The following is a 13,975-nucleotide window of genomic DNA, read 5'->3' as shown; positions in this document are numbered from 1 at the left end:
TAAGTAGAATGTTGCAGTACCGATTGCCCTAATGGCTAAATCGTTCAATTCGATATTTAAAGGAAGTAGTATGTTTGTCATTCGCTGGATTCTTGGCCGTATTATCTTATTAGCAAATTTTTTGTTCCCAGGTAAAAAATATCAACGCCCTGTTACAGAGCAAGCAAAGATAGATGAGCAAACCAAAGCGTTAGCTTTATACCAATATGCTGCCTGTCCTTTTTGCGTAAAAGTGCGCCGAGCAATTCGCAGCCAAGGATTAAACATCGTCACGGTTGATGCAAAACAAGAAAACAATAAACAAGAGCTTGTACAACAAGGTGGTCAACTTAAAGTGCCTTGTTTAAAAATTGAAAAAGATGGCCAAACTCAATGGATGTACGAATCCAGTGACATCATTGCTTATTTATCTAAGCAATACGCTTAATTTAATCACTGGCACATCACAGAGTGTATTGGCTTTATCACAGTAAAGCCGATACACAAATGCTGATATCTTGTTTATCCTGCTAAATCACTTTCAAATACTATCAATTGGAAGCTGTTTCGTTTTAATATGAATTGTTCCCTTCCAAGTTTTTATAAAGGATTATTACTGGTGCCAAAGTACTCTGTATTATTTGTTGGTTTTCTGCTGTTATCAGCTTGCTCATCTGCACCCATCGAACCTGAAGCTTTTGCTGGACAATTTAAAGATAGATTTAGTACTTCCATTAAAGGTGAAGGCATAAAGCTTTTTACTTACCAAGCTAAAGTCGCTACAGCGACAGATCGCGGCATTGAAGATCCTCTGCCCCACCAGCAAAGAGTCAACCGACGTCGCCAAGATGCCCGCAGTTATGCCATTGAGCAAGAACGCCGCCAAGAACAATTGGAGCTATGGAGCCGACAAGTGGATTTAGGCCTACAAAAAACCATTGATATGACAGGCTATTGCAAGGATGGATACATAGTGCTTAACCGCAGTGTGAGTGAAGGCCGAGGCGAAGTTCGCGGCGAATGTAATGATGGCGCAACAGAAGAAGATATTAAAAAGTTTAGTCGTAATTTTTAACCAATGGTTCACAACATCACATGTAAACCATTAAAAGTGACCATCCAACAAGATAAATAAAGGGTTTAACTATAACCTCCCGTCAGTTTGAGCTAAACTTAACCAAATCCAATTTTAAGAGCATGTAGGCAATCACTGGCTACATGTTTTATACAGTTCTAAAGTGCCTACGGCATAATTAAGCGAGTTAGATAGACCCATGAACAGAAAACAGCTGATGATCAAAAAAACCGCAAAGCGGACTAAAGCTAAGCAAAACAAAATTGTAAAAGATAACCCGCAAAAAAATCCTAAAGTGGGCTACATCTCCAAAGCCGTACGTGCTCAAATGGAACTTGAAGAGCAACAAAAACTGGCTGCAGAAGCTGGTGAAGCCACTGACACTTCAGCAGAAGCAAGTCCAACTTCAGAAGCAAAGTAATACTAAAACTAAATTCTAGTACTAAATAAAAATACCCGTTTAGTCATCGAATTAGCTTTAAAAAAAGCCCTCATAATGCTGCTAGCACTACGAGGGCTTTTTCGTCTTAGTCGTAAACTCTAAGGCTTCAATCATTTATCCTTTGAAGACAGCGGATTGTCTAAATCGCCATCACGAACTATCTCTTCACATAAAGGTTCTTCATTGAGCTGAGCTAACTGAATGTATGAAGATGATTGCGGTGAAGATGTCGGGCTCATTTCCAGTTCAATCTCATCATCCTCAGATACGGGCTTTTCATCCGCTTTAAAATGTTCTGTTGCGGTAATTTTATCTATCAATCGATAACCAACCCAAACACCACCTAAACCAAATAAAATCGATCCTAGAGCTTGGCCAATGAGCACGCCATACACTCCGCCTATTTGAGCACCAAAATACACAAAAGGTATGGTACCAATAGTGGCTTTACCCACATTAAAGAAAGTGGAGTACTTAGCTTTACCTAAATTATTAAATGATGCATTGGCAACAAATAAAATGCCGTTGAAAATAAAGAAAATTGCGATATATTTGCAGAAGAATAAAATCAACTCCGCCGCTTCACCTTGCATATCAAATGCTGAGACAATTTGATGTTTCAATGAAAATAATAAAATCGATACGCCAAGTACAAACACAACACAAAACTGAATCGCTTTAGTCAGGCTTTCTTTAACACGCTCAAATTCGAGTGCACCATAGTTTTGACCAATAATGGGGCCAACTGCACCGCTTAAAGCAAAAATCATCCCGAAACACACAGGGATTAAGCGACCTAATACCGCCCAACCCGCTACATAACTATCACCAAAATCCGCAATGGCTTTTGTCACAACAGCATTACCGATTGGCGTAGCGACATTCGTTAGCATAGCGGGCAATGCAATCGCGAAAATAGTTCGAATGTCTTCAACAAAGTGCTGGCGATTAAACTGTCCCAGCATATTGTGCTTAACCACAATCCCACGAGCAGAAATGATAAATACCGCAATACGAGCAAACACAGACGCAATTGCTGCACCTTCTATACCCATACCTAAAGCGAAGATAAATATCGGATCAAGTACTAAATTGACTCCGCCACCTGCCAGTGTCGACATCATAGATAACTTGGCATCACCAATGGCTCTTAGTGCACCGCCTAATGCCATAGCGAGACAAATAAATGGTAATGAAGGGACTAATATTCTGAGGTAACTTTCTGCCAGTATTGCTGTTTCGCCATTAGCACCAATTAGTGCCAAAAGTTCTGGGATAAAAATAAATACTGTTACCGCAACCACCACACTGGTGAGCAAAGATACTACCGCACTGTTGAGTAACATGCGCTTTGCCAGCACCATATTTTTAGCGCCTATAGCTCTAGATACAAGCGCACCAAGGGCAATCGATAAACCAATACCAATAGAGGTTGTAAAGAATGAAATAGCACCTGCATAACCAACTGCTGCTGCCAGCTCTTGCTCACCTAATAAACTTAAGAAAAAGATATCAAGTAAATCAACCACAAATAACGCAGAAATACCTACAGCCGCTGTAGAGCTCATCACTAATATGTGACGTAAAATGGAGCCTTGGACAAACTTAGCTTCGGTCATGAGTTCCCTTCAGAATCTTGTTGCTCTAACTCGCTACCACAATGGTGACAATATAATGCTTGTAAGTTATGACCGCGGGTTCCACAGTTCATACATTTACGTAAATCACGTTCAACAACCATCTCATGAGATATTTCAGCGGTTAAAATGCCTGTTGGAATCGCAATAATAGAATAACCAATTAGCATGGTTAACGACGCAATCGCTTGGCCTAAATTTGTTTGAGGCGTGATATCACCGTAGCCAACCGTAGTGATAGTAACAATAGTCCAATACATTGATTTAGGGATAGAAGTAAAACCATTTGCAGGGCCTTCAACCACATACATTACGACACTTAACGCCATAATGATCAGGCTTACAGAGAAGAAAAATATGAACACCTTTCTTCTTGCTTGGATCATGGCCTTTAATAACAAATTACCTTCGCTTAAATAGCGCAGTAACTTCAGCACCCTAAAGACTCTAAACAAGCGCAAAATTCTGAATGCGAGAGACACGTTTGCACCAGGAAAAATTAACGCTAAAAAGCTCGGAAGTATGGACAGTAAATCAACAATGCCGTAAAAACTTCGCATATACGCTAAACGGCTTACCGAACCATACAATCTCAATAAGTATTCAATAGTAAATAACCAAGTGAACGCCCACTCGGCATAATAGATAACTTGACCATATTGCTGATGATAGCTGTCAATGGTGTCTAATATAATCAGTAAAACGCTAAGCAATATACAAATTATTAAGCCAATATCAAACCACCGACCCATACGGGTTTCAGTACCAAATATCACCGTTCTAATTTGTTTTTTAAATGGCGTATCTTGTTTTTCTTCTAACGTCATAGTTCACTCAAAGATGACTGAAAATTTAATCCCGCATACATGTTAAAAGTACGGTATTATCTGTAAAAAATTTCAAATTGTTATCGTAATTATATGTTGTTCTGATAAATTGCCTATTCAACGATACTCATGTTAACACTATTAACAATACAAACTCACACCACAAATTCATAAAAAAGCTTTTTGGAGACTTCATGTACTTGGTTAAATGCTTTATTTTACTAGCCATTTTTAGCTCAACCCTTGCTCAGGCCTCTATCAGCCAATTAGCCAACTCAAAAGTCGATTTAGTCGTGGTGAATAAATCTGAATCCAGCATGTCGATTTATCATGAAGGCCAAAAAATTAAAACCTACCAAATTGCCATGGGAGATGCGCCACAAGGTCATAAATTGAAAGAAGGCGATCAACGCACCCCGCAAGGGCGTTATATTCTTGATTACAAAAAGTCTGATAGTGCATTTTATAAATCAATTCATATCTCATACCCGAATGAAGAAGACCGTTTACGTGCCAATGCCTTAGGGGTTAGCCCTGGTGGAATGATTATGATCCATGGTCAAAACCCGAATTCATCACTCACACCAGAACAAGCGCAGCAATATAATTGGACTAACGGATGTATTGCGGTAACAAATAAAGAAATGGATGAACTTTGGCGAGTCATCGAAGAAGGCACGCCAATTGAGATTTGGCCTTAACCCATCCCATTTGTATTCGGTAATATTTATTATCCATTGCAACTCTAATCTGTTTTAGATCTAACCTATGTTAGTTAACTCTAAATCTATAACGCCAGTCATTTTTAAACACGCCTTAGGTGTCAGAGGATATTATGCACTATGACCAGTTAACCCAAAGCTGGCCTGATTTTGGTCAGCGTATCAGCGCCTTTATTCAACGCTTAGGTTTAGATAGTTTAAATCTAGAGTGCGATCATTGCGCACTTCGTGTAAATAGCAATGATGCTGCGAATAAACTCAGCCAAGAATTTGAAAAATATGGTCAAGTCATTTCCAATAATATGATTAATGGCCGCCCTATTTTAATCATCAAATTGACTAAGCCCCTGATGCTCAATGGCTTAGAAATTTATTGCGTCGAGCTGCCATATCCTTCTGATAAAGTGTATCCACAAGAAGGCTGGGAACATGTTGAACTGGTATTTCCGTCGAATGCGGAAAATTGTGAAGACTTACAACAACAACTCTTAGAAAAAGCACCAAACCTTGCAGAAATCCTCGCTGGTAATACCGATATCAAGGTTAAATTAAGCTCTCCCAAAGGTGACAATGAGCGCCTTGCCAATCCAACTATTGCTTTTAAATCAAATGGGATTTGCGTCAAAGTCCATACTCATTCGATTGAAGCCATTATTGCCAGTGAGCAAGATTAATCATCTCATGGCAATGCTTATGGCAATAATCTATTAGACATAAAAAATGGGTTCAATAATAAATTGAACCCATTCTTTTTAATAAGTAGTAACCAGACACCAAGCAACATCTTTATACATTACTTGTCAGTACCTCGAATCAAATTTATTGAGCAACTTTCTCTGCTGCAAGTACTTCTTTCATCGGTGGAACGACGGTTACAGGGTCTAAGCGCATTTGATACCAATTCAAGCGCCAGTCTAAATGTGGCCCAGTTACGCGCCCTGTTGCACCAATTTCAGCGAGTTCTTGTCCTTGCTTAACCACATCACCAACTTTTGCATAGATTTTACTTAGGTGAAGAAAAGTTGAATTTATCCCATAGCCATGGTCAATAATCACAGTGCCACCAGAATAAAACATATCAGGTTCAGCTAGGGTGATAACACCATCGGCTGGTGAAACCACTACTGTACCCGTTGGGCGGGCAACATCAACGCCATAATGCGGGTTACCAGGTTTTCCGTTGTACACACGCTGGCTGCCATAAACGCCAGATATCCGACCGGTCACTGGCCAGATGAAGTCTTGCATAAATGCAGTTTGCTCACTAAAGGTATTTCTTGCTGCACGAGTTTGTTTAGCATCTTTTGCGGCTCTTTCTTGCGCTGCGGGATTGGGTTTCATTATCTTTTTACTGATCCCAGTAACCCGATCAATTTTATATTCTTTGGTCGCTATATTAAGCGGTTTTAGCTCGGTTAACCCGCTTGGGTAAACGACTTCAAGCATTTGCTCTGCTTTAGCTTCACGCTCGAAACCAATGGCAAATTCGCCTTTTGCCGTAATAGCAACATCTTCACCATTAAGTTTGACCGTGCTTCCTGCTGGAACATGACCCCTTACCAACGCACCTTGCTCGAATTTACCTTGTAAATTGATTTCAGCTTGTGCAGTAAAAGCGAACGATATCAGTCCCATCAACGATGTTACCCCGACACGGATTAAAAATTTAGCAGCCATTATGTACCTTAAGAACCATGAATTTAGAGACACTCAAATTATCTTTTAATACTAAGGGGTTGTGGTAATTTATTCAAATTTGTATCAACACAGATAAATGAGTACAGGTATATAACGAAAAATAAATAACTAAAGATAAATGCCAAAAGAAAAATGACAGTTGAGAATGCTAATAGACAAATGATGGATAATTAGAAGGAAAAAAAAGGAGTTACTGCTCAGAAGATTAACAGATTAAAAGAAAAGGCAATGAGTCTCTATATGACACTCATTGCTCACACATTCATTTTACCGCTATCGCACCTTTACCTATGCCTTCGAATGCAATAACTTTGAATTCAGAACTTGGGTTTTTGTGCGCCATTGTTTCAGCAATGAACTGCGCTAATAGTTCTACCGTAGTGTCATGAGGAATAATGTCACAACAGTCTCTTGGCATCGCTAATTGAAAATCCCCTTGTGGGGCTTGGTAATGAAATCCATAATGACTATTGTCATTAACATCCGCTTGTTTAGATAACTCAAGCGTCGCGACATCAACTACATCTTCTTCGCTACCTAAATAAATATCTTGCCATCTATCAGCCCAGTACTGGTCCCATTTAGGCGCAGCAATGCCATTTTCAAATACGGTGATCGGGCTTCTATGTCCATGTGCAATCCGTTGACAATTGCCATCATGTTTACGTAAACCATGAGTGTAGTGATAGTAAGGCGTGTCTAATACTTCATTACGTAATGTTAAGCTAATCCCTTCAACATTATCAGGTAAAGCTTCACGTAATGCTTTAATCAAAAATGAATTAACACTTTCAAAGTCAATTACTTCAGTTGGGATAAGTGCAAATGCTTCAGATGGGCAAGCTAAATGGATATCACCAAGTTTGCTTGAAAAGTCCATCCAAACACGATCGCCCTTTTGCTGCCAGCGAACTTCGCCGCAAGCGGTAGGAATGAGTAAACGGTGATCGGCAACATCATCAATGGTATTTTTGATGGTTTTTTTGACCTTGGAAAAATCAAGAACCATGTTTTGCTCATCTAAGCCGCCATCAAGTAGTACATCTACAATCCAGCTTTCACCTACCATGCCACGAATTGGACATAAGTAAGAAAAATCGATAACGGTTAAATCTTTTACAAACAGTTGCATTAAGGCTCCTAGGCAGAAAAACAGTCCGCCTCAGTTAACTTTTCCCAAATAGCGATGGCTAAGGGGAGTAATAATTCATGGCTATTCTAAACAAAAGCTAGCCTAGGTGCGAGAAAACAAACTGAGTTTACAAAAAAAGCCTAAATATTGAATATTGTTAGGCTTAATAACTGCCTAACAAAACCTATAAAGTAAAGTTATTCAAATTTATAACCCACTCCGTAAATAGATTGAAGTAAATTAACTTGGGTATTATTTAGCGTTAATTTAGAACGTAAATTTTTAATATGGCTGTCTATAGTGCGTGAGCTGACAACGCGATCGTCAATATAGCAGACTTGCATCAAGCTATCTCTTGAGTGAACAACACCGGGACGTTTAAGCATTGTATGCAGTAATCTAAACTCAACAGGGGTTAAATCAACCTCAATACTAGACACGCTACACTTAAAGCGTTGAATATTAATTAGCAGATGCTTATAAGCAATTTCATCTTCGTTTGTTTGAGGCGCTGCATCGACTCGTCGCAAAATGGTTTTAACTCTAGCGACCACCTCTCTTGCAGAAAACGGTTTACATACGTAATCGTCTGCCCCTACTTCTAAACCAATAAGACGATCGATTTCTTCAACTCTTGCAGTCAGCATCAGCAGTGGAATACTTGAAAATTGTCGCACTTCTTTACAAATCGTCAGTCCATTTTTATATGGCAGCATGAGATCCAGTATGACGAAATCAATGTTACCTTGCTTGATTGTTTCAACTGCGTTGAGTCCATCGTGTAAAACCTGGGTATCAAAGCCTTCCAGTGTCAGGAAATCAACTAATATCTGTGCAATTTTAGGTTCATCTTCAACAATCAACACTTTCATCTTTGGATGACTTACATTCATCATTAATATGACTCTTATAAAGTGGGTAAGGAAATTTCAATACAAAGACCGCCTAGGTTCGAAGGCCTTGCAGTGATGTGGCCGTTATGGGCTTCTACAATATTACGGCAAATGGTTAACCCTAACCCTGCACCATTACTTCGTCTGACTCTTGAACTGTCTTGTCGATGTAATGCATCAAATAACAATTCACACTCGTCGAGTGGCACACCGGGCTTGGTGTCATTGATTAATATTGATAGTGAGCCTAACTCTACAATCAAATCAATATTTATACTGCCAGGGCTATCGGTGTAAGCCACTGAATTTAATATAACATTGTATAAAAGTTGTTGAAGGCGCATTTTATCGCCATTGATTGTGATAGTTTTTGTATGAACAAAGTTAAGCGATAACCCTTTATCTGACACTTTATCAGCTAATGAGTTCAAGGTTTCTGCAATACATAGTGTAATATCGGTGGGTTCAAAATGATATTTAAGCCCGCCAACATCGGATAGTGATAATTGATATAAATCATCCACTAAATGCTTAATCCGCATCACCTCTTGCTCAAGTGAAGTCAGTTGTTGCTGATTAAAAGGTCTTATGCCGGCTTTTATCGCATCAATTTCACCACATAGAATACTCAGTGGGGTGCGAAGCTCATGGGAGATATCAGCAAACCATCTATTTTTTGCCGTACGGTTTTTATCTAAGGTCATGGCTAAATGATCAATATCATTCATTAACAACCCTAATTCATCCTCTCTAGCTGCTTTGAAGCGCTCATTATAATTTCCTTTCGATAAATGAGAAATCCCGTTAACGACTTCACGAACGGGAATAAGTAGCAAACGTGCTAGCACCCAAGAAATTAAACTGGCCAGAATCAAGCACAACAAACCTATCCAAATACTTGTCCAGAGCTGTTGCTTAGAAAATGCTTCTGCCGAAATACTGTTTACTTTGACAACCGCCTTTGTGTATAGCATGGCTATGACTTGGTCATTATATGTGACGTCAACAGAAATGGTTGAACCGAGAATATCAAACTTATCGCCGGCCAATAACTGTCCTGAAATTGAATACAATGCAGTAACAGGCCTGCGTCGTTTAGGCGGCACTGTTTGATTTGAGTCTCTTAAATGAGGCGGTAGCTCACCTCTAGCTTCACCAGTCAAATGTGGTGGAGGTCCATCAAACCTAGGAGGCTTATGTTTAGGTCTTGGCGGGGGACCTTTTCGTTCAGCCCCCTCAAACGGTCCATGTAATGGCGTAAACTGACGAATAATTTGCGCAAACTTTTTTTTCGAAACATTGTTCCAATCATAAGCTGATTGTTGATAAAGCTCAGAATATGAAACAGCGAGCTCTTCTAACCTTTCTTGTTGTAAGGAGTTGGTATAGCTTATAAAACCTTGATCAAAACCCCATCGAGCAAGAGATAAGGTTGCAATAAGCACCACACTCGTCAGGCCGACAAAGGCTAAAAATAACTTCTGAGAAATTTTCATTCAGGTTTTACCAAGGTTTAGATATAAAAATAAAATTTATGAACAAGCCATTATTCTCATGGTGATAATATTGGTTCGCAATTTACATGTTAACTGAGTATATCTATCTGTTCTTGTTCTCACTAGTTCGTTAAACAAGCTAATTACAATCTCCTTCGTTTCTGCACATTTCCTGCATATTTACTTGGTATGGTAAAACTCACCCAAAAACTAGATTCATCAATAAGAAATACCTAGATTCATCAATAAATAGGAACTTACATGAAAAAATTACTTGTTATCAGCTCAGTTCTCATTACCAGCATTGGTTTTTCTAGCGCTTTATTGGCTCAAGAACAACAAAGGCAAAAGAGAAAACCGCCTCAAGAAGCTTATACCCTCTGTGAAGATAAAACAGAAAATGACGTGGTAAACATCACCACTCCTAAAGGAGATGAAATATCAGCGACATGCCAAATGATGGATGACCAACTTGTGGCAGTCCCAGAGGATCATAAGCCACCTCAACGTCAAAAAAGATAATAGAGGCTAACATGCAAATTAATACGAGTTCACTCAATATCTCAAGCTCTACGAATCAGTTCGATATAAGCGCAGCAGACAAACCGAAAGGCTCGCCTCCACCGCCACCTGGCTCAACTCCACCAGGTCTTGAACCTGCTGTAGCAACATTATCAGAAGATGAACAAACGCAAGTTTCAGACATGCTAAGTTCTCTGACGAAAGAGCAACAAGTTGAATTAAAAAATGCATTAGATGAACTAAAACCATTGACTGAGGATTTATCTGCCAAAGATATTGGCAGTGTATTTTTGGAAACACTCGTCCAAATTAGTTCTCAATCTGATCAACAAGAAAGCGTAGGTATCGACACCTACGCTTAATGCAGGATTGTTGTAGGTTTGTTCAATAAAATTTTACCCATGAAAAAGCGGTAATATATAAATTACCGCTTTTAAAAAGATAGGGTTAAGTACAACGTTATAATAAAGGTAATTGTGAAGTGAGAGCTTTCGCAGACTGTGGTTTGCTAAAATAATACCCTTGAGCTTGGTCACAGCCATTTTCCAGTAAAAAGGCCGCCTGTTCTTTTGTTTCTACCCCTTCAGCTATGACAGTTAACTTTAGCGCATGCCCAAGTACAATTATTGCTTTAGCAATGGCAGTATTATTACTGTCAAATGGAATATCTGACACAAAGGACTGATCAATTTTAAGTACATTGATCGGTAACTTCTTAAGATAATTTAATGATGAGTATCCCGTACCAAAATCATCTACGGATAATTGAATCCCAAGGTTACCTAAGCGTTTTAAATCTGATATTACTCTATCAGGTTCATACATCATGCAGCTTTCGGTCATCTCTAATTCTAGTAAATCAGCCGGAAAGCCGGTTTCAGATAATATTCGTTCAACATTATCGATAAAACTTGTGCGCTGAAACTGTAAACTCGCGACATTCACCGCTAAATGGCCAAAACGATAGCCAGCGTTAAGCCAATTAACGCCTTGTTTACAAGCCATAGTTAATACTTGTAATCCAATTTCATGAATTAGCCCAGTTTTCTCAGCAATTGGAATAAACTCAGCAGGTGAAATTAAACCATACTCAGGGTGCTGCCAACGAATAAGAGACTCTAACCCCACTAATTTTCCTGTGACTAATGATAGTTTCGGCTGATAGACCAAATGAAATTGGTTATCTTGAATAGCTTCATGTAATGCACTTTGGATTTTGAAATGCTCAGCAGAGTTCATCGTCATTGTTGAGTCATAAAAAGTGATGTTATTACGGCCACTTTGCTTAGCCATATGCAAGGCTGTATCAGTGTTTTGCAGTAAATGTTCACTGTTTAAAGAGTCATGAGGAAAGACCGAAACCCCCATACTTAGTGTTACTCGTATAGAAGGATTATCATCAAACTTGAAGGGCTGCTCTATCAAGGTCTTAATCTTATTGATATGGTTCGTTACCATTTCATTTTGGGCAATATCTGTCAGCAAGAGAACAAACTCATCACTGCTTAATCGACCAACAATGCATTGTTCACAGCTAAGCTCAGATAACCTTTTACCTACTTCAACCAATAATTGATCACCCACATCATGACCAAGGCTGTCGTTTATATGCTTAAAGAAATCAATATCGAAAAATACGACCGCCAGTTGCGTCTGTTGCTTAAAGGCCCTTTCTACTTGTTGTTGCAAGTTAGAACGAAATAATACTCTATTGGGGAGTTGAGTTAAGCTGTCGTAATAAGATAAATTGACCAACATTTCTTCATTTCGTTTTTGCGCAGATATATCAGTAAAAACCGCAACAAAAAAGTTAATTTGATCTTTCTGACTATATACAGCGTTAATAGTCACTGACTGAGGGAACACTTCTCCTGACTTGCGTTTATTGAAAATCTCGCCATGCCATTTACCTTTAACTAATAAGGTATTCCACATTTGTGAAAAGAATAAATCATCATGTTTGCCTGAGTTCAAAATTCGTGGATTTTGACCAATGGCCTCTTCTCGACTAAAGCCGGTTATTTTACTGAAAGCGGCATTAACTTCAGTGATATTACCGTCTCTATCAGTAACCAGTACACCTTCAACAGTATTTTCAAATACGCTTTCAGCTAGCATCAATTGTGTCTGCGCTTCTTTATGCCGACCAATATTACGTGTAATGCCAATAACGCCGACTAAGTCATCACAACCATCCATTAACGGTGCTTTAATCGTTTCTAACCAATGACGGTTATTATGCTGATCGATACGTTCGCATTCTGCTACAACAATGGGTTCCTTCGCTGATATAGCTTGGCTGTCACCTTGTTTAAAACTTTTGGCCGTTGCAGAATCAAATAATTGTTCATCGTTTTTGCCAATGATCTCTGAACGTGATTTATTCCACCCTAGGCCTACACTTTCATTACATATAACATATTGCCCTTGTAAGTTCTTAACCCAAATATGCTCTTGAAAAGAATTGATAAAGTTTTGTAAGTTGATTGACTCAGGAGCATGGAGAACTCGACTTGTTTCTTCAGCGTAAACAAGGGATATGTTTTCGACACACAAGGATAGAAATGCATCATCAGAAGCTTTTGGTGTTTCAGAGTTAAGCTCTATAACTAAATAACCGATAGGACGATGGTGAGAGCCTGTAATGACTTTTAATCGGAAGTAATATGCGTGCTGCCCATAAACAAACTGGACAACTAGCAGCTGCTTTTGGGAAGTATAAGCTTGGTTAACATGATCGAATATAAGCGCTTGAAGATTAGGATCTGGAGTCGATTGTTGATTTTTAGAACTTAATGATAATCCAAGCTCACCAGCTTCATTCAATGAGTAGATATAGATATTCGTATTTAACGCTTCAGCAGTTAAATCGATGTTGTATTGCCAACGTTGTGATATCAAATTCATCATATTTTGCATTGTAAAAGCTTATCCCTACCGCATAGGCAGTAACCAGATGTAAGATTATATAACCAAAATAGATAAATTGAATAATCAAATACTGTATATGCCGACTAGATCAATTTACAATTAAATAACATGCTACATTTTCAAAACAACACCCAACAACAACCGACCAACCTTAACCAAAGGGTAACATCACGGGCTTGCTATAAATCTGCGTTCAGTATAAAACTTGAATCTTTTCTTGTTGTTTTAGTAAATGAATAAAGCGACTCAATACACTTATTTATTGAAATAAAAATATCAAATTCAATTAACTATTTATTTTGCAGATCTTAAAATTCACAGATTAAACGAAACCTTATTCAAATCAAGGTAGGCAATCGATTTTAATTGAAGCATTATTTTGTGAACACACGCTCTGAATCACTCAAAATTGAAGACAAAAAGCCGTTACATCATTAATTGGCTGTCAGCTCTCAATTAAGCGTTTGGCAATGACCTATTTTTACTATCCTTGTAAGGGCACATGGGCATATCGACCACACTATCAGTTAGCTTTAGCTACTAACTCATTGACTCAAATTCCAAACACAAAAAAGCCCGTTACCTGAGTAACGGGCTTACAGCTCTCAATTAAGAGAAATT

The 13,975-nt window shown here is 38.7% G+C and carries 14 protein-coding genes; 7 read left to right on the top strand and 7 right to left on the bottom strand.

The annotated features are described in order from the left end of the window. The first annotated feature begins 70 nt into the window (after positions 1–70). The 3 genes from AB4153_RS03095 to AB4153_RS03085 all read left to right on the top strand — a co-directional run bounded on the left by AB4153_RS03095 (position 71) and on the right by AB4153_RS03085 (position 1,475). Positions 71–427 carry a glutathione S-transferase N-terminal domain-containing protein gene (locus AB4153_RS03095; RefSeq protein WP_102529460.1) on the top strand — a complete coding sequence of 119 codons (357 nt, stop codon included), beginning with the start codon at positions 71–73 and terminating at the stop codon, positions 425–427. A gap of 171 nt (positions 428–598) precedes the next feature. Next, the gene (locus AB4153_RS03090; RefSeq protein WP_229369095.1) at positions 599–1,054 is read left to right on the top strand and encodes a hypothetical protein; all 456 of its coding nucleotides are present in this window, start codon (positions 599–601) and stop codon (positions 1,052–1,054) included. A 199-nt stretch (positions 1,055–1,253) separates the two neighbouring features. Continuing rightward, entirely contained in the window at positions 1,254–1,475 is a 222-nt protein-coding gene (locus AB4153_RS03085) for a DUF2986 domain-containing protein (RefSeq protein ID WP_303513993.1), read from the top strand. A gap of 131 nt (positions 1,476–1,606) precedes the next feature. Here AB4153_RS03085 and AB4153_RS03080 read toward each other — a convergent pair whose 3' ends face one another. Both AB4153_RS03080 and AB4153_RS03075 read right to left on the bottom strand, forming a co-directional pair. After that, the gene (locus tag AB4153_RS03080) at positions 1,607–3,115 is read right to left on the bottom strand and encodes an MATE family efflux transporter (protein ID WP_102529458.1); all 1,509 of its coding nucleotides are present in this window, start codon (positions 3,113–3,115) and stop codon (positions 1,607–1,609) included. Then, on the bottom strand, positions 3,112–3,960 hold the full coding sequence (locus tag AB4153_RS03075) for an ion transporter (protein ID WP_229369097.1): 849 nt from the start codon (positions 3,958–3,960) through the stop codon (positions 3,112–3,114). The genes AB4153_RS03080 and AB4153_RS03075 overlap by 4 nt, the downstream gene beginning before the upstream one ends. 194 nt (positions 3,961–4,154) lie before the next feature. Here AB4153_RS03075 and AB4153_RS03070 point away from each other — a divergent pair, with 194 nt between their 5' ends. After that, complete coding sequence (locus AB4153_RS03070; protein WP_102529456.1) at positions 4,155–4,661, top strand: murein L,D-transpeptidase family protein; 507 nt, start codon at positions 4,155–4,157, stop codon at positions 4,659–4,661. A 134-nt stretch (positions 4,662–4,795) separates the two neighbouring features. After that, a complete protein-coding gene (locus AB4153_RS03065) occupies positions 4,796–5,356 on the top strand; it encodes a VOC family protein (RefSeq protein WP_371996338.1) in 561 nt (186 codons plus the stop codon). 145 nt (positions 5,357–5,501) lie between these two features. On the opposite strand, the gene AB4153_RS03060 is transcribed toward AB4153_RS03065, so the two are convergent. The 4 genes from AB4153_RS03060 to AB4153_RS03045 form a co-directional block, all read right to left on the bottom strand. Next, positions 5,502–6,317, bottom strand: a complete 816-nt coding sequence (locus AB4153_RS03060; RefSeq protein ID WP_371996442.1) for a M23 family metallopeptidase — start codon at positions 6,315–6,317, stop codon at positions 5,502–5,504. 325 nt (positions 6,318–6,642) lie between these two features. Then, complete coding sequence (locus AB4153_RS03055; RefSeq protein ID WP_371996337.1) at positions 6,643–7,512, bottom strand: 6-carboxytetrahydropterin synthase; 870 nt, start codon at positions 7,510–7,512, stop codon at positions 6,643–6,645. A 197-nt stretch (positions 7,513–7,709) separates the two neighbouring features. Continuing rightward, the gene (locus AB4153_RS03050) at positions 7,710–8,408 is read right to left on the bottom strand and encodes a response regulator (protein WP_371996335.1); all 699 of its coding nucleotides are present in this window, start codon (positions 8,406–8,408) and stop codon (positions 7,710–7,712) included. An 11-nt stretch (positions 8,409–8,419) separates the two neighbouring features. Then, positions 8,420–9,901 carry an ATP-binding protein gene (locus AB4153_RS03045; protein WP_371996334.1) on the bottom strand — a complete coding sequence of 494 codons (1,482 nt, stop codon included), beginning with the start codon at positions 9,899–9,901 and terminating at the stop codon, positions 8,420–8,422. Positions 9,902–10,162: 261 nt separating this feature from the next. On the opposite strand from AB4153_RS03045, the gene AB4153_RS03040 reads away from it, so the two are divergent. Both AB4153_RS03040 and AB4153_RS03035 read left to right on the top strand, forming a co-directional pair. After that, complete coding sequence (locus AB4153_RS03040) at positions 10,163–10,423, top strand: hypothetical protein (protein WP_102529451.1); 261 nt, start codon at positions 10,163–10,165, stop codon at positions 10,421–10,423. Positions 10,424–10,434: 11 nt separating this feature from the next. Then, positions 10,435–10,785: a hypothetical protein gene (locus AB4153_RS03035; protein WP_371996333.1), complete on the top strand. Its 351-nt coding sequence runs from the start codon at positions 10,435–10,437 to the stop codon at positions 10,783–10,785. Between the two features lie 97 nt (positions 10,786–10,882). Here AB4153_RS03035 and AB4153_RS03030 read toward each other — a convergent pair whose 3' ends face one another. Further along, complete coding sequence (locus tag AB4153_RS03030; protein ID WP_371996332.1) at positions 10,883–13,342, bottom strand: EAL domain-containing protein; 2,460 nt, start codon at positions 13,340–13,342, stop codon at positions 10,883–10,885. Between the last annotated feature and the right edge of the window lie 633 nt (positions 13,343–13,975).

The sequence above is a fragment of the Shewanella sp. 10N.286.52.E4 genome, from assembly GCF_041468785.1.
Taxonomy (GTDB): Bacteria; Pseudomonadota; Gammaproteobacteria; order Enterobacterales; family Shewanellaceae; genus Shewanella; species Shewanella electrodiphila.
This window is presented reverse-complemented; position numbering and strand designations above follow the sequence as displayed.